Origin of the sequence: Streptomyces sp. NPDC020192 (genome assembly GCF_044388685.1) — a bacterium.
Classification (GTDB): Bacteria; Actinomycetota; Actinomycetes; order Streptomycetales; family Streptomycetaceae; genus Streptomyces.
The window spans coordinates 40521-55293 of record NZ_JBIRXG010000027.1; the positions used below are offsets into that span (position 1 = coordinate 40521).

The window sequence follows — 14773 nt, forward strand, 5'->3', positions numbered from 1 at the left end:
GTCCGTGCAGTTCGAGGTGTGGGCACCGCAGGCAGACCGAGTGACGCTCCAGTGCGAGGGCGCCACGCGCGCGTTGGCGCGCGATCCCGACCGCACGGGCTGGTGGACGGGGGAGGCGGAGGCGGGCGACGGCGCCCGGTACGGGTTCGCGCTGGACGACGGCCCCGTCCTGCCCGACCCGCGCTCGCGCCGCCAGCCGGACGGCCCGCACGGGCTGAGCGCGGTCGTGGACCACGGGCGGTACGCGTGGCGGGCCGACTGGCCGGGGCGCGGGCTGCCGGGCGCGGTGCTCTACGAGCTGCACGTGGGCACGTACACCCCCGAGGGCACCCTGGACGCGGCCGCCGCGCGGCTGGAGCACCTGGCGGAACTGGGCGTCACACACGTGGAGTTGATGCCGCTGTGTCCGTTCCCGGGGCGGCACGGGTGGGGGTACGAGGGGGTGTCGCTGTGGGCGGTGCACGAGCCGTACGGCGGGCCCGAGGCGCTGAAGCGGTTCGTGGACCGGGCGCACGAGCTGGGGCTCGGGGTCGTCCTGGACGTCGTACACAATCACCTGGGTCCGTCAGGCAACTATCTGCCTCAGTTCGGGCCGTACTTCACCGACACGCACCACACCCCGTGGGGTTCCGCCGTGAACCTGGACGCGCCCGGTTCGGACGAGGTGCGCGCGTTCCTGATCGGCAGCGCGCTGGCGTGGCTGCGGGACTACCGGCTCGACGGGCTGCGCCTGGATGCGGTGCACGCGCTGCACGACACGCGCGCGTACCCGTTCCTGGAGGAGCTGTCGGCGGCCGTGGACACGCTCGCCGGGGAGCTGGGGCGGCCGCTGTCGCTGATCGCCGAGTCCGATCTCAACGACCCGCGGTACATCACCCCGCGCGCGGAGCACGGCCTCGGGCTGCACGCGCAGTGGAACGACGACTTCCACCACGCCCTGCACACCGCGCTGACGGGTGAGGCGCAGGGCTACTACGCGGACTTCGCCGAGGCTCCCTTCGCCGCGCTCGCCAAGACGCTGACCGGCGGCTACTTCCACGACGGCACGTACTCGTCCTTCCGGGGCCGCCACCACGGCCGCCCGCTGGACCGCGCGCGCGTGGCCGGACCCCGCCTCCTCGGCTACAGCCAGACCCACGACCAGGTCGGCAACCGCGCCCAGGGCGACCGGCTCTCCGCCCTGCTCTCCCCCGGCCTGCTGGCCTGCGCGGCGACGCTCACGCTGACCTCGCCGTTCACGCCGATGCTGTTCATGGGCGAGGAGTGGGCGGCGGGCACGCCCTGGCAGTTCTTCACCGACCACACCGATCCGGAACTGGCCGAGGCGGTACGGCGGGGCAGGCGGCGGGAGTTCGCGGCCCACGGCTGGGCCGAGGAGGACGTACCGGACCCGCAGGACCCGGCGACACGGGACCGCTCCGTCCTCGACTGGTCGGAACCGCAACGCGAGCCCCACGCGCGCGTACTGGCCTGGTACCGGCGCCTGATCGCGCTGCGCCACGAGCAGCCGGACCTCACCGACCCCGACCTGGCCGACACGAAGGGGGCGTACGACGCGGAGTCCCACTGGCTCGCCTTCCGGCGCGGCGACGTACGGGTGGCGGTGAACCTCGGCAAGGAACCAGCGGCCATCCCCCTGGGCACCCGCCCTTCCCTGGTCCTCGCGGCCTGGAACCCCGTCGAGCCCCCGGGCCCGGACGGCCTGTTGACGGTACCCGGCGAGTCGTGCGTGGTGCTGTCGCAGCCCTGAGCCGGCACGGAGGCCGGGCCGGGTCACCCTGACCGCGGTGCCGGAAGCGAAGCGGGCCGGGGCGCGGAAGGGGCAGGGGCTTCGTCGGGCCGTCGTAGCTCCGGGGCTGAGGACAGACCGGCGCGCGGGGCTGGGCGTGGGCGAAGGCGCCGGAGCGCGACCTGAGGCCGGGGCACCGGAGCCGGTTTCGGGCCGGGACGGTGGGGCCGTTGCGGGATCGGGGCTCCGAGACCGTCCGGCGCCCTCGCCCGTCGGCAGGCGCCGCCGGCGGCCCTGGAGCGGCCCCGTCCGGCCATGGACCGGCACCCGCAGTAGGCCCGCCCGGCCATGGACCAGCGCCCGGAACAGCCCCCGTTCAGCCATGGACCGGCGCCCCGCAGTGGTCCCGCCCGGCCACGGACCGGCACCCCGAACCCCCCGACTACGCACCGGCGCCCCGAAGCGACCCCTGCCCCACCACAGACCGGCCCACCAGCAACCCGACGCGGTCCTGCGGGCGCCCCCGGCGCCCAGGAGCAGCCCCGTTTCGGCCCGTGCCGGCGTCCTACCCCTCCGGGTCGCCCTCCTTCAGGTCCGTCACCCGTTCCAGCAGGATCGGTTCCCAGGCGCGGTGCAGTTGGGTGCGCAGGAGGGGGAGGGGGCTGTCGTCGCGGCCTTCGAGGCGGTCGGTGAGGCGGAGGACCGTGTCGCAGCGGGCCAGCCACAGGCCGCGCAGGCACGGGCGGGCGCCGTAGCCGGCGAGGGTGGCCGCGCGGACCGCGGCGCCGGATCCGACGGCGAGGACGAGCCCGGCGATGTCCTCGGCGGGGTCCGCCACGGCCGCACCGGTCCAGTCGAGGACGCCGCGCACCCTGCCGTCGGCGCTGACCACCAGGTGCTCGCCCTTGAGGTCGTGGTGGACGAGCACGGCGCTGCCGGGCTGGGCGGCGAGCTGGGCCGCGCCGGGCGGGGTGAGCTGGTGCAGGCGCGCGGGGTCGAACTCGTCGTCGGCGGCGAGGCGTTCGGCCGCGTGCACGGCCATGCGGCGCAGCGCCTCCAGCGAGCGCGGAGCGACGCGTGGTACCCCGAGCGTCTCGGCCTGCCGTACGGGCACCTCGCGCAGCCCGGTGAGCAGCCCGGCCAGGTCCGCCTCGCCGACGGCCGAGACGTCGTGCTCCTCCGCGGTGCCGCCGGGGAGCAGGGTGTCGAGGGTGTAGGTGAGGCCCGGCGCCCATTCGCCGTGCGCGACGCTGACCGGGACGGCGACGGGGAGGTGCGGCCGTACCAGGTCGCGCAGGCGCAGTTCGCGGCGCCGGCGCAGGGCGGCCTCGCGGTCGGGGGCGAGCCGCAGCACATGGCGGGTGCCGACCCACCAGGTGGAGTGCTCGCCGCCCTCCGTGACGGGTCGGACGTCCGGTCCCGCGCCGCCTGCGGTACCGGCCGCGCTCTCCTTGAGAAGCGAGCGGACCAGTCGGCGGACGGTGTCCGCGGTGGGTGTCGGTGCCTGGGTCATGGATCGCGCCGTTGCCGTTCGGGGATGGGGTCGCGAGGGATCTCCCGGGGCCGGTCAGCCCACGACGACCATCTCGCGGGTGGTGTTGTTGAAACGACGGCCGCCCTCCTCGGTCACCGTGACGATGTCCTCGATGCGCACCCCGAATCGGCCGGGCAGATAGATGCCGGGCTCGACGGAGAAGCACATGCCGGGCACGAGGGGCTGTTCCTCGCCCTCGATCATGTACGGCGGCTCGTGCGTGGTGACGCCGATGCCGTGCCCGGTGCGGTGGATGAAGTACTCGCCGTACCCGGCGGCGCTGATCACCGCGCGGGCGGCCCGGTCGACCTCCTGGCAGGCCGCGCCCGGCCGTACGGCCCGGTAGCCCGCCTCCTGGGCCTCGCGCACGATGTCGTGCACCCGGCGCTCCTCCTCGCTCGGCTCGCCCACGTGGACCGTGCGGGTGGTGTCGGAGCCGTAGCCGTCCTTCAGGCCGCCGAAGTCGAGCACGACCATGTCGCCGTCCTGGATGACGCGGTCGCCGACCTCGTGGTGCGGGTTGGCGCCGTTGGGGCCGGAGCCGACGATGGTGAAGTCGACCTGGGAGTGGCCGAAGCGGCGCAGCAGCTCCGCGAGGTCGTGGCCGACGTCGGACTCACGGCGGCCGGCGAAGGGAACCTTCCGGATCTCCTCGAACGTTGCGTCGGCAGCGGCTCCGGCCGCCGCGAGGAGTTCGAGTTCGGCCGCGTCCTTGACGGCGCGGAGCATGGGGAGGGCGTCGGTGAGCGAGGCGTACGAGGTGTCGGGCAGGGTCCGCTGGAGACCCAGCAGGTGCATCGCCCACGTGTTGTCGCTGATGCCGAACCGGCCGCGGCCGTCGAGGAGGGCGGCGGTGACGGCGTAGGGGTCCTTGCCGTCGGTCCAGTCGCGCAGGGTGAGCGCGGACGCGCCGGTCGCGTGCTCGGCGTCCGGTGCCTCCAGGGTGGGCACGACGAGCATAGGGTCGTGGCCGGGGGTGAGGACCAGCACGGTGAGCCGTTCGGTGACGGCGGTGGGCGTGTAGCCGGTGAGCCAGACCATGTCCGGTCCCGGCGCCACGAGCAGCCCCGCGAGACCGGCGTCGGCGGCGGAGCGCGCGGCGCGCTCCATCCGGGCCCGGTAGTCGTCGGCGGTGAAGGGCGGGGGCGTGCTACCGGTCATCCGGTCCTCCGAGCGCGGCTGAGGGTACGGGGCGATGGCGTCTCGTGCAGCATCCTGCCCGGCCGGCCAGGGCCACGCGAGCCGGTCACCGATGCCGTCGCCTGTGCTCCCCGCGGGGTGCGGTCGCAGGAAAAGGGGCTCGGCATGGGGCCATCATGGCCCGCGGGGCGGACGGCGACCAGTGGGGTTACGGAGGTGACCGAAGGGGGTGCCCGGGGCGACCGGGTCGTAGGGGCTCGCCGTGGGCCGCGCTCAGGTCACCACGCCCGGTACGACCGTCAACTGCTGGTAGCCCCCGCTGCGGTGACGCACGGTGAGGAGCACCTCCTGGCCGGGGCGGGCGTGGGCGACGGCCCGGGCGAGGTCGGCGGCGCTGTCCACGCGCGCGGGGCCGAACTGGAGCAGGACGTCGCCGCGGACCAGGCCGGCCGCGTAGCCGGGTCCGGGCACGTGCACGCCCACGACCAGCGCGCCCGCCTTCTCGGCGTCCACGGCCTCCACGCCCAGGGTCGCCCCGGCGGGGGCCGGGGCGGGGCTCGGGGTGGCGGCCGGGGCGGGGCCGGCCGGCGGGGCGGGCGGTGGGGCCAGGTGCCGCAGTTCGGCGAGCTTGCTCATGCCGATCACGGTGGCACTGACCGTGCCGATGCCGACGCCGGACAACACCAGCAGGGTGCCGGCGCACACGCCGAACAGCAGGGTCCGCAGCCGCCGTCCACGCCGGCGCGCGGCGTGCGGGCGGCGGGCGGTGCCGGTGCCCGTGCTGTCCCGCGGGTCCTGTCCGGGCATCGGTTTGGGCCGCAACGCAGTCTGTTCCATGGTTCGCTCGCCTCCGGCTGGTGCTCTACCCGGGGCGCCGGGCGGCGACGAGACACGAACGAGTGAGACTGGCCGGCGGGCGCCGCGGGGTAGTCATGGCCCCCGGACACCTCCCGGTCACCCCTGCTCACCGCTGGTCACCCCCGTTCACACGCCGCCCACCAGCCTCCGTACGACCTCCGCCGCCGCTGCTCCCGGGGCGCCGCCGTGGAGGAGTTCCGTGCGGTGCACGAGGCGGGGTGTGGTGAGCGGGACGGCGATCGTGCCGGGGACACCGGTGGCGGCCGAGCGGGGCAGCAGGGTGAGGCCGTGGCCGGCGGCCGCGAGGGCGGTGAGGGTGTGCAGGTCGGTGCCCTCGTGGCGCAGGGCGGGGCGGAAGGCGCCACCGCCGTTCGCGGCGCGCAGGGCGGCGAGCGGGAACGCCGCGTCGGGCGCGTCGAGCCAGCGGGCGTCGGCGAGGTCGCCGAGGCGCAGGCCGGGCCGTCCGGCGAGGGGGTGCCCGGCGGGCAGCAGGACGCTGACGGGCTCCTCGGCGACGCCGTGCGTGGTCAGCGGGGCCACGTCGGGCAGCCGCAGCGGATCGCTCGGCGCGGCCGGCCCGTCGACGAGGCCGAGGTCGGCGGTGCCGGTGGCGACGGCGGCCGGGATCTCGGCGCGGGCGAGGACGCGCACGGTGACCCCGGCGGGAGGCAGCGCGGCGAGGACGGCCGGGCCGAGCGCGGTCGGGCTGGTGGCGAGGGTGAGCCCGTGCTGGGGTGCGGCGGCCATCCGGGCGACGTCGGCCCGGGCCGCGTCCAGCCGCAGCAGCAGCGGGCTCGCGTGTTCCAGGAGCCGTTCGCCGGCCGCGGTGGGCGCGACGGGCCGCCGGGTCAGCAGGGGCGCGCCCAGGTCCTGTTCGAGCGCGGCGATCTGCTGGGAGACCGCGGACTGGGTGTAGCCCAGCTCGCGGGCGGCCTCCGAGAAGGAGGCGCGGCGCGCCACGGTGACGAACGTGCGCAACAGATGCGGGTCCATGGGCCCAGCATCCCATCTCCATCAGCATCGCTTATCGACCGGCCAGAAATCATCGTTGGACGTGAACGACCGGGCGCGCGAAAAATGACGTCCATGAACAACACCGCCACCATCGCCCTCGTCGGCGACCGCTCCCCCAACGTCGTCTCGCACACCCGCATCCCCGGCCTGCTGGAGGCGCTCGCCGAGCGCGACCGGCTGGTCCTGGACGCCTACTGGATCCCCTCGCAGGACGCCGAGGCCGAGGGCGCGGTCCGGGGGTTCGACGCCGTGTGGGTGCTGCCGGGCAGCCCGTACCGCAGCGAGGCGGGCGTGCTCGCCGCGGTGCGCACCGCGCGCGAGGAGGGCATCCCGTTCCTGGGCACGTGCGGCGGCTTCCAGCACGCGCTGCTGGAGTACGCGCGGAACGTGTGCGGGCTGACCGGGGTGGCGCACGCCGAGAACGACCCGGACGCCACGGACCCGCTCATCGAGCCGCTGGCCTGCTCGCTGGTGGGGCACGAGGCCGTGGTGACGATCGAGCCGGGCTCGCTGGCGGAGTCGGTGATCGGCGCGCGGCGCACGGTCGAACGGTACTTCTGCGCCTACGGCCCCACCCGCCACCTCGACACGCTCCGCGCCCACGGCCTGAGGTTCTCCGGGCACGACGAGGACGGTCACGTACGGGTCGCCGAACTGCCCGGCCACCCCTTCTTCCTGGCGTCCCTGTTCCAGCCGGAGCTGTCCGGCGACGGCTCGCACCCGCACCCGATGCTCCGGGCGCTGGCGCAGGCCGCGGTCGACCACGCGGCGTCCAGGCTCACGCGGTCCGCGTGACTCCGGCGGGCCGGCGGCCCGCAAGGCCGAACACCCCCGTGTGTTCGCAGTCCGTTGTTCCCCTTACTCCACAAGACTCCCGTCAGCCGAACGCCAGGGCCGGTACGGCGGGCGCGCGGTCGGGCAGGAAGCCGTGGGAGCGGCGGGCCAGCCACTCGGCCTTGTAGCGGTCGACGTCGCGGTGCCAGTTCAGGATGCCGGACATCCAGTTCTGCAGGTCCAGGACATAGCCGTACATGGCGGCGCGGGCCTCGGCGGACAGCTGGAAGTCGTCGTACAGCACGGGCAGTTCGTGCGCGACGACATGCTCGAACTGCTCCATGCGCTGGGTCGTCAGATCGTGTACGACACGGAGAGCGGCCGGGTAGTCCACGCCGAAGAAGTTCTGCACGACCAGGATCGCGTTGTGGAGCCCGCCCTCGTACTCGATCTCCTTCTGGTACGAGAAGATGTCGTTGAGGAGGCAGCCGTAGTCGATCGCGGCGTTCTCCAGGGCCTTGACCGGGCCGCTGCGGTACACCTCCGGCGGGACGGCGGGGCCGTGTCCCATGCGGCTCAGGCTCAGGGTGAGGTCGGAGCCGAAGGTGGCGCGCCGCATCTCCAGGTAGTCGACCGGGTCGGGGATGCGGTTCTGCAGCTGGTTGGACAGCTCCCACACCCAGCTCTCGGTCATCACGTCCACGGTGTCCTTGAGGGTCTGCCGCTGCTCGGCGGTCATCCCGGCGGTCGTGCGCGCCCACAGGTCGGTCAGCCCGCGTTCCATGGCGTTGGCGGGGACGAGGGCCGGCTCGCCGTCGACGGGCATGCACGTCGACAGCCGGGCCGTGCTCAGCCGCGCGCCGCCCAGGTCCCGGCGGTGGCCGTACACGAGGGGGTAGTAGTCGTCGGCGTACGTCCCCCAGGCGAGCCACTGGGCGCTGAGGTCGAGGGCCTCCGGGGTGGCGTCGGGGTCCAGTCCCGCCGAGCAGAGCGCGACGTCGGAGGCGGCGAGCCTGTCCTCGTCCCAGACGCCCTCCTCGAGGAGGCCCATACGGTGCGACCAGGTGACGAGGTTGCGCCGGGCGTCGTCCAGATGGGGGCTCAGGCCCAGCTCGTACGGCATGTGGAAGTCGGGCAGCAGGGACGGGCCGACCTTCTCGTACGGCACATGGGTGTAGGCGCGCAGGCGGTCCTGGGCGGCCTTGGCCAGCAGGGCGCCGACGTCGGCCGCGGCCATGCCGGGGCCGTTCGGGAGCTGCCAGGGTGAATGCGACACGGCCCCCTTGTTCATGTAGCGGCTGGAGCGCAGATGCCATTCGTGGCCGCCGGACTGCCAGTCCTGAAGTCCCTTGGTGTAGGCGGCGACCGCGGCGGCCTGGTCCGGGGTGAGGCCCTTCTCCAGGGCCACGGCGGGGACCTCGGTGAGCGCGGTGTGCTCGAACTGGTGCAGGCGTGAGGTGAGGATGTCGTTGACGGTCTCGGCGGCCTCCTGGGTGGTGCAGTCGAAGAACTTCTCCAGCACCAGTACGCCGTTGCTGTTCTCGCCCTCGTCCTCGACCTCGCGCTGGTAGGAGAACAGGTCGTTGCGCAGGTGGACGGCGTCGGAGAAGGTCTCCATGAGGACGCGCAGCGGCCGCGTCCCGGCGACGGCGGCGGGCACCTCGGCGGTCGCGTACTCCACGAGCCCCGCCGACCAGGGCGCGCCGCCCACCTTGCGGCGCATCTCGATGTACTCGACGGGGTTGGCGATGCGCCCCTCGTTGATGTTCGACAGCTCCCACATCGACTCGTTGAGCAGATGCTCGGTGGCGAGGGCGAAACGGCGGCGCCAGTCCACGGACATCGCGGGGACCGTGCGCGCCCAGAGGTCCTTCAGCCCGGCCTCGACGGGGTTCTCCGGCTCGGGCACGGGAGTCGACAGGTCGAGCGGCATGAACAGCGGCAGGCGGTCCAGGTGGGCCTTGCCGGCGGCGCGGTCCTGGGTGCGCTTGTACATGTCCAGGAAGTGGTCGTCGAAGAAGAAGACCCACACGTACCAGTCGGTGATCAGCGAGAGGGCGGGACCGTCGCAGTCGGGGTGGGTGTAGGAGCACAGAAGTCCGTAGTCGTGTGCCTCCAGGTCGGGCTGCTCCCAGATCCCGGAGCCTTCCAGCATGCCCATCTCGCGCGCCCACTCGGTCGAGTGGGCGCGCGCCTCGTCGAGGTGCGGGTTGAGCCGCGCGGGATACGGCATGTAGAAGTGCGGGAGTTCGAACGGCTGCGTCATGGCCGGGGCCCTACCCGTGGCCCCAGGCACCCATCCGTCGCACGGAAGATGATCACACCATCGCGTGAACCGCCCCTGAAACCCTGACGTCCGGGCCCGGGGTGTGGGTGCTCACGGCCGGTGCCGCAGCACCTCCTCGGCGGTCCACGCCAGCGCGTCGGGCAGCGCGTGCGCGTCGACCGGCAGCCACAGCGACAGGGCCGACAGTCCCGCCTCCGCGAGGCGCCCCAGCTCCTCCCGTACGCTCTCGGCACTCGCGCGCGTGCCGCCCAGGAGGCGGGACGGGTGGTCGACGGCGGCGGTGAAGCCCGGGGGCAGCAGGAGCGCGCCGGCGGTCAGCTCGATCGAGGCCGGATCACGCTCTGTCGGCAACTCGGCCAACCTGCTCCGTACGGACGCCAGTTGTGCGGCGTCCACCCCCGAGCCGTGCCACGCGTCCCCGTACCGCAGGGTGCGGCGCAGGGCCGCGTCGCTGTGGCCGCCGATCCAGACGGGCGGCCCGCCGGGAGTGTGCGGCGGCACGCCGAGCCGGGGCGCTCCCTCCTCACCGCGCCACAACCGCCGTACGACCGCGAGCTGTTCGTCGGTACGGCGGCCCCGCCCGGCGAAGGAGGCGCCGACGGCCGCGAACTCGGCGGTGTCCCAGCCGGTGCCGACACCGAGGACGAAGCGGCCGCGGGAGAGCCGGTCGAGGGTCGCGGTCTGGTGGGCGAGGACGACCGGGTCGTACAACGCGAGCACCAGGACGCTGGTGATCAGCCGGATGCGCCGGGTCGCGCCCGCCACCGCCGACAGCAGGACGAGCGGATCCGGGGTCACCCCGACGTCCCCGGCCAGCAGATGGCCGCTCGCGATGACATGGTCGAAGCCCAGCTCCTCGGCCGTGCGGGCGGTCTCGACGGCGTCGTCGGTCTCGTCCGCCGACGGGGGCCACAGCCGGTGGGGTGCCACTCCGATGCGCATACGGTCGTCTCTCCTCGCTCCGGGCCCGTCACTGCCGTACGGCAACACCGGCGCGCCCACCCGTATGCCCCGTCCGTGCCCTTGCCGTGCCCTCGCGCGCGGGAGACGGTAGGCGCATGACCTCCTTCGTGCTGCCCCATGAGGTGCACGGCGACGGCGCCCACAAGGTGTTCGCCGTGCACGGCTGGTTCGCCGACCGGTCCGCCTACGCGGCCGTCCTGCCGGATCTCGACCGGACCTCCTTCACCTACGCGCTGGTGGACCTGCGCGGTTACGGCGACGCCCGGGATGCGGCGGGCCCGTACACGACGGCGGAGGCGGCCGGAGACCTGCTGGAGCTGGCCGGGCGGCTGGGCTGGGAGCGGTTCTCGCTGGTCGGGCACTCCATGGGCGGGGCGGTGGCGCAGCGGGTGGCGGCCCTCGCCCCGCACCGGGTGCGCCGGATCGCCGGTGTCTCGCCGGTGCCCGCCTCGGGGCTGCCGCTGGCCGGTGAGCAGGCCGCGCTGTTCACGGACGCGGCGGACCGGCCGGAGAACCGGCGGGCGATCATCGACGTCACCACCGGGGGCCGGCGCCCGGCCGCCTGGCTGGACCGGATGGTCGCCCGCTCGCTGGAGCGCAGCGACGCCAAGGCGTTCCGGGCCTGGCTGGACTCCTGGGCGGGTGAGGACTTCCACGCCGACGTCGAGGGCTGTACGGTGCCCGCGCTCGCGGTGGCCGGCGAACTGGACCCGGCGCTGTCGCCGGCGGTGATGCGGCAGACCTGGATGTCCTGGTTCCCGCGCGCGGAACTCGTGACGGTGGCGGGCGCGGGTCACTACGCCATGGACGAGACGCCGCTGGAACTGATCAGTGCCGTCGAGGACTTCCTCCGGGCCGACACGGAAACCCCGGCCCATGGCGGGGAGTTGGCGTGAGCGTCGGTGACGCCCCGCCGGTGCCCGACGTGTTCGCCCCCCGCCGGTACGCCGTCGGGGTGCCCTACGACGACTACCGGCTGCTGCGCGACCATCATCCGGTCGCCTGGCAGGAGGAGCCGGAGGTGCTGGGCTGGCCGGCCGGGCCCGGGTTCTGGGCGGTGACCCGGCACGCGGACGTCGTGCGGGTGCTGAAGGACGGGGCGACGTACTCCTCGTACATCGGCGCGACGCAGATCCGGGACCCGGATCCGGCGGATCTGCCGTTCATCCGGCGGATGATGCTCAATCAGGATCCGCCGCAGCACGGACGGTTGCGGCGGCTGGTGAGCCGCGCGTTCACGCCCGGCCGGATCGAGCGGTTCGCGGCGGTCGCCCGGGAGCGGGCGGGCACGCTGCTCGCCGGGGCACTGCAGAAGGCGCGGGAGGGCGACGGCACGGTCGATCTGGTGGCCGCCGTCACCGACGAGTACGCCCTGCTGAACCTGGCCGACCTGCTGGGCGTCCCGGAGAGCGACCAGGGCCTGCTGCTGCACTGGACCCAGCGGGTCATCGGCTACCAGGATCCGGACGAGGCCGGTACCCCGGCGCTGGACGAGGCGGGAAAGCCGGTCAACCCGCGCTCCCCGGCGATGCTGCGGGACATGTTCGACTACGCGCGGCGGCTCGCCGCGTTCAAACGGCGCTGTCCGGCCGACGACGTGATGACCACGCTCGCCCTCCCCCGGTTCTCGGCTTCGCTCGAACCGGGCGGTACCCCCACCGCCGAACTCCCCTCCGCCGAGCTGGAGATGTTCTTCTTCCTGCTCACGATCGCGGGCAACGACACGGTACGCAGCGCGGCTCCGGGCGGACTGCTGGCACTGGCCGAACACCCGGAGGCGTACGACGCCTTGCGCACCGGAAGGGTCGAACTGCCGCTTGCCATTGATGAGTTGCTGCGCTGGCATCCACCCGTGCTGACGTTCCGCCGGACCGCCGCTCAGGACACCGAGCTGGCGGGGCGGCGGATCCGGGCGGGCGACAAGGTCGTCGTCTTCCACGCCTCCGCCAACCGGGACGAGCGCGTCTTCGCCGAGCCCGGCCGACTCGACCTCACCCGTTCCCCCAACCCGCACGTGTCCTTCGGGGACGGCCCGCACGTCTGCCTGGGCGCCCACTTCGCACGGCTGCAACTACGGCTGCTCCACGAGGAGGTGCTGCGCGCCCTCCCGGAGCTGCGGCTCGCCGCACCGCCCGCCCGGCTCGTGTCGAACTTCATCAACGGGATCAAGTCACTTCGGTTCGACGTCAGTCGACCGGTACGGCGACCTGGATGAGCGCGTGCGTGCCGCTGGTACGCCAGCGCTGGTCCTCCGCGGCGACGAGCGCGGCCTCCGTCGCCGCGGACAGGCCGGTGACGACGTCGGACTTCAGGGTGCGCAGGGCGGCGACCGGACCGGGGAAGTAACCGGTCACGTCGGCGAAGGAGGTGGTCGGCGGCCACAGCCGGTCGCCCACCAGGCGGCGGTAGTTGAGATCCCCCTTGAAGACGGTCAGGCCGGCCGTGGCGAACTCGGCGCGCAGGTCGTCCGGCATGTCCGCGTACGGCAGCGGGGCGCACGAGAAAGGGTGGGCGCGCACGCTGAGGCGGCCGTCGGCCAGGGCCGACCAGAGCACGCGACCGTACTCGGCGGCCGCGCCGGAGACGGCACGCAGCCGGTGCAGCGCGTCGACGACGTCGGCGGTGGTGGCGTCGGAGACGTAGTACGGGTACGGCTTGACGTGCAGCACCGCCCGTGCCGCCCGGCCCTCGGCGAGGAGGTGGGCGATCAGCAGCAGATCCGGGACGAGTTCGCGGCCCGCGTTGTCCGCGACCAGGACGAGCGTGCCGGCTCCGGCGGGCGGCAGCAGCGACCACAGGGTGTCGCTGTCGTCGGCGACCAGCGCGGGGGCCGGGTCCCGGTCCTCGGCGCCTTCGGCGGAGAGCCGGAAGCCGAGGTCGGCGCGGTTGCCCCAGAGCGAGCCGTGCAGCAAGGCGCGCGCCCGCTCGCGCTCCGGCAGGTGCCGCAGCTCGTCCAGCGCGGCGAGTTCCGCGTCGCTCTCCGGCGCGTCGAGTTCGGCCCGCTTGAACGGACGGAACGGGTCGATGCCCTGCCAGGCACCGGGGCCGAAGTACCCGACCGCGTCGAGCAGCCGGCGGTAGAACCAGCTCTCGGACCACAGCCAGGGCACGTCGTACCAGGACCGCCCGGTGTACGCGGTCAGCCCCCAGGCGTCCCACAGGTCCCGGTCGGGGGCGTCGGCGGGCAGCGGTTCGACCATTCCTTTGGTGCAGTTCTGCTGCAGCTCGTCCAGCGCCCGGTGCTGTCCGGGGCCGTAGGGGAAGGCGTCCCGGACCTGCTGGATGATCGCAGGGTGCCGTTCGGCCAGCACGCTGTGCGGGAACGAGCCGGGTTCGTTGCCGAGGATCACGGGTGCGAACGGGGTGTCGGGCATGTGCGTCACGGTAGCGCGCGGGTCAGGCGGTTCTCGTCTCCCGCTCCAGTTGCGTGGCGAGGGTGACGTAGCGGGGGCGGCGGTGCACCGGGACCAGGCCCCGGATCAGCAGGTGCCACATCTCGGCGACCCGGCGCGGCAGCCGGGCCACCGGTTCGAGCCGGCGGCCGGCGATGCGGGTGCCGACGAAGAAGGAGACGAGCGAGTGCGCGACCGCGCCGATGTCGAGTTCGCTGTGCACATCGGCCTCCCTGACGGCCCCGGTGAACTTCCGGGTGGCGAAGTCCAGCCCCTCGGTGAAGGGGTGCCTGAGCGGCGGGCGTACGGCGATGTCGGCGGTGGCGAGGCGCAGCGCGGCGCGCGGCACCGGGTCCTCCACGGCGAGCCGGGCGATGCCGAACGTGGCGCGCATCAGGGCTTCCAGCGAGGAGTAGCCCCGGCCCTCGACCTCGGCGACCAGCCGGCGGGCGGCGGTGGCGTTGAGTTCCAGGATGGCCTGGGCCAGATCTTCCTTGGCGGCGAAGTGGAAGTACAGGGCGCCCTTGGTGACCTTCGCGTGCGCGACGATGTCGCTCAGGCTGGTGGACTCGTAGCCCTGCCGGTCGAACAGATCGGCGGCGGCCGTGATGATGGTTGCCCGGGTCTGCTCGGCGCGTAACTGCCTCGCCATCGTGGGGACCTCTTCTCGCGACTTCTACGAACGGGACATGCGGTTTGTTTCTTACCCCCTGCACACGATAACTCACCGAGTGGTATCGGGAGTCGGGCGTGCAGGCCGGCGACGCGACACGTGTCATCCGCGACCGCCATACCGAACGGCCCTTCAGCAGTCCGCGATCAGGCGAGATCAGAGCGGTTTCCTCCCTCCTTGCCCGACGATTCCCGGCGGTCGCGGGGCGGCACGTGCCGCACCCATGATCGCCACGATACGAGGCCCACGGCCAGCCCCTCAACGGGGGCTCACAAGAGGCGCGAAACAGCCGAACCGGTCGGTGCTTTGCGCCCCCGGTGGGCGCTGTACACACGGCGGCACGCCAAGTGGCCCGAGCCGATGGTGCCGGCTCGGGCCACTTGGTGAACTGCGAACGTGCCTCTGGTGA

General features: G+C 73.7%; 12 protein-coding genes. 4 read left to right on the plus strand and 8 right to left on the minus strand.

Annotation, left to right across the window (positions count from 1 at the left end):
- Window positions 1-4: 4 nt before the first annotated feature.
- On the plus strand, window positions 5-1750 hold the full coding sequence (gene treZ, locus ACH47Z_RS37025) for a malto-oligosyltrehalose trehalohydrolase (protein WP_399081763.1): 1746 nt from the start codon (window positions 5-7) through the stop codon (window positions 1748-1750).
- 544 nt (window positions 1751-2294) lie between these two features.
- Here treZ and ACH47Z_RS37030 read toward each other — a convergent pair.
- The 4 genes from ACH47Z_RS37030 to ACH47Z_RS37045 form a co-directional block, all read right to left on the minus strand.
- Window positions 2295-3242 (minus strand): aminoglycoside phosphotransferase family protein, encoded by a 948-nt coding sequence (locus ACH47Z_RS37030; protein WP_399081765.1) that lies wholly within the window; start codon window positions 3240-3242, stop codon window positions 2295-2297.
- A 54-nt stretch (window positions 3243-3296) separates the two neighbouring features.
- The gene (locus ACH47Z_RS37035; protein WP_399081767.1) at window positions 3297-4424 is read right to left on the minus strand and encodes an aminopeptidase P family protein; all 1128 of its coding nucleotides are present in this window, start codon (window positions 4422-4424) and stop codon (window positions 3297-3299) included.
- A 252-nt stretch (window positions 4425-4676) separates the two neighbouring features.
- Window positions 4677-5240: a PDZ domain-containing protein gene (locus ACH47Z_RS37040; protein WP_399081769.1), complete on the minus strand. Its 564-nt coding sequence runs from the start codon at window positions 5238-5240 to the stop codon at window positions 4677-4679.
- Between the two features lie 147 nt (window positions 5241-5387).
- Window positions 5388-6254 carry a LysR family transcriptional regulator gene (locus ACH47Z_RS37045; protein WP_399081771.1) on the minus strand — a complete coding sequence of 289 codons (867 nt, stop codon included), beginning with the start codon at window positions 6252-6254 and terminating at the stop codon, window positions 5388-5390.
- 93 nt (window positions 6255-6347) lie between these two features.
- Between ACH47Z_RS37045 and ACH47Z_RS37050 the strand changes: the two genes are divergently transcribed.
- Window positions 6348-7070 carry a hypothetical protein gene (locus tag ACH47Z_RS37050; protein WP_399081772.1) on the plus strand — a complete coding sequence of 241 codons (723 nt, stop codon included), beginning with the start codon at window positions 6348-6350 and terminating at the stop codon, window positions 7068-7070.
- An 82-nt stretch (window positions 7071-7152) separates the two neighbouring features.
- Here ACH47Z_RS37050 and cyc2 read toward each other — a convergent pair whose 3' ends face one another.
- Window positions 7153-9315: a germacradienol/geosmin synthase Cyc2 gene (gene cyc2 / locus ACH47Z_RS37055; RefSeq protein WP_399081774.1), complete on the minus strand. Its 2163-nt coding sequence runs from the start codon at window positions 9313-9315 to the stop codon at window positions 7153-7155.
- 111 nt (window positions 9316-9426) lie between these two features.
- A complete protein-coding gene (locus ACH47Z_RS37060; protein WP_399081776.1) occupies window positions 9427-10278 on the minus strand; it encodes a TIGR03619 family F420-dependent LLM class oxidoreductase in 852 nt (283 codons plus the stop codon).
- 116 nt (window positions 10279-10394) lie between these two features.
- On the opposite strand from ACH47Z_RS37060, the gene ACH47Z_RS37065 reads away from it, so the two are divergent.
- Together ACH47Z_RS37065 and ACH47Z_RS37070 are read left to right on the plus strand one after the other, a co-directional pair.
- The gene (locus ACH47Z_RS37065) at window positions 10395-11195 is read left to right on the plus strand and encodes an alpha/beta fold hydrolase (protein WP_399081778.1); all 801 of its coding nucleotides are present in this window, start codon (window positions 10395-10397) and stop codon (window positions 11193-11195) included.
- Window positions 11192-12514: a cytochrome P450 gene (locus ACH47Z_RS37070; RefSeq protein ID WP_399081780.1), complete on the plus strand. Its 1323-nt coding sequence runs from the start codon at window positions 11192-11194 to the stop codon at window positions 12512-12514. The genes ACH47Z_RS37065 and ACH47Z_RS37070 overlap by 4 nt, the downstream gene beginning before the upstream one ends.
- Here the strand turns inward: ACH47Z_RS37070 and ACH47Z_RS37075 are convergent.
- Together ACH47Z_RS37075 and ACH47Z_RS37080 are read right to left on the minus strand one after the other, a co-directional pair.
- Complete coding sequence (locus ACH47Z_RS37075) at window positions 12486-13673, minus strand: damage-control phosphatase ARMT1 family protein (RefSeq protein ID WP_399081782.1); 1188 nt, start codon at window positions 13671-13673, stop codon at window positions 12486-12488. The two genes, ACH47Z_RS37070 and ACH47Z_RS37075, sit on opposite strands and share 29 nt — an antisense overlap.
- A gap of 22 nt (window positions 13674-13695) precedes the next feature.
- Window positions 13696-14343, minus strand: a complete 648-nt coding sequence (locus tag ACH47Z_RS37080) for a ScbR family autoregulator-binding transcription factor (RefSeq protein ID WP_399081784.1) — start codon at window positions 14341-14343, stop codon at window positions 13696-13698.
- Window positions 14344-14773 lie beyond the last annotated feature (430 nt).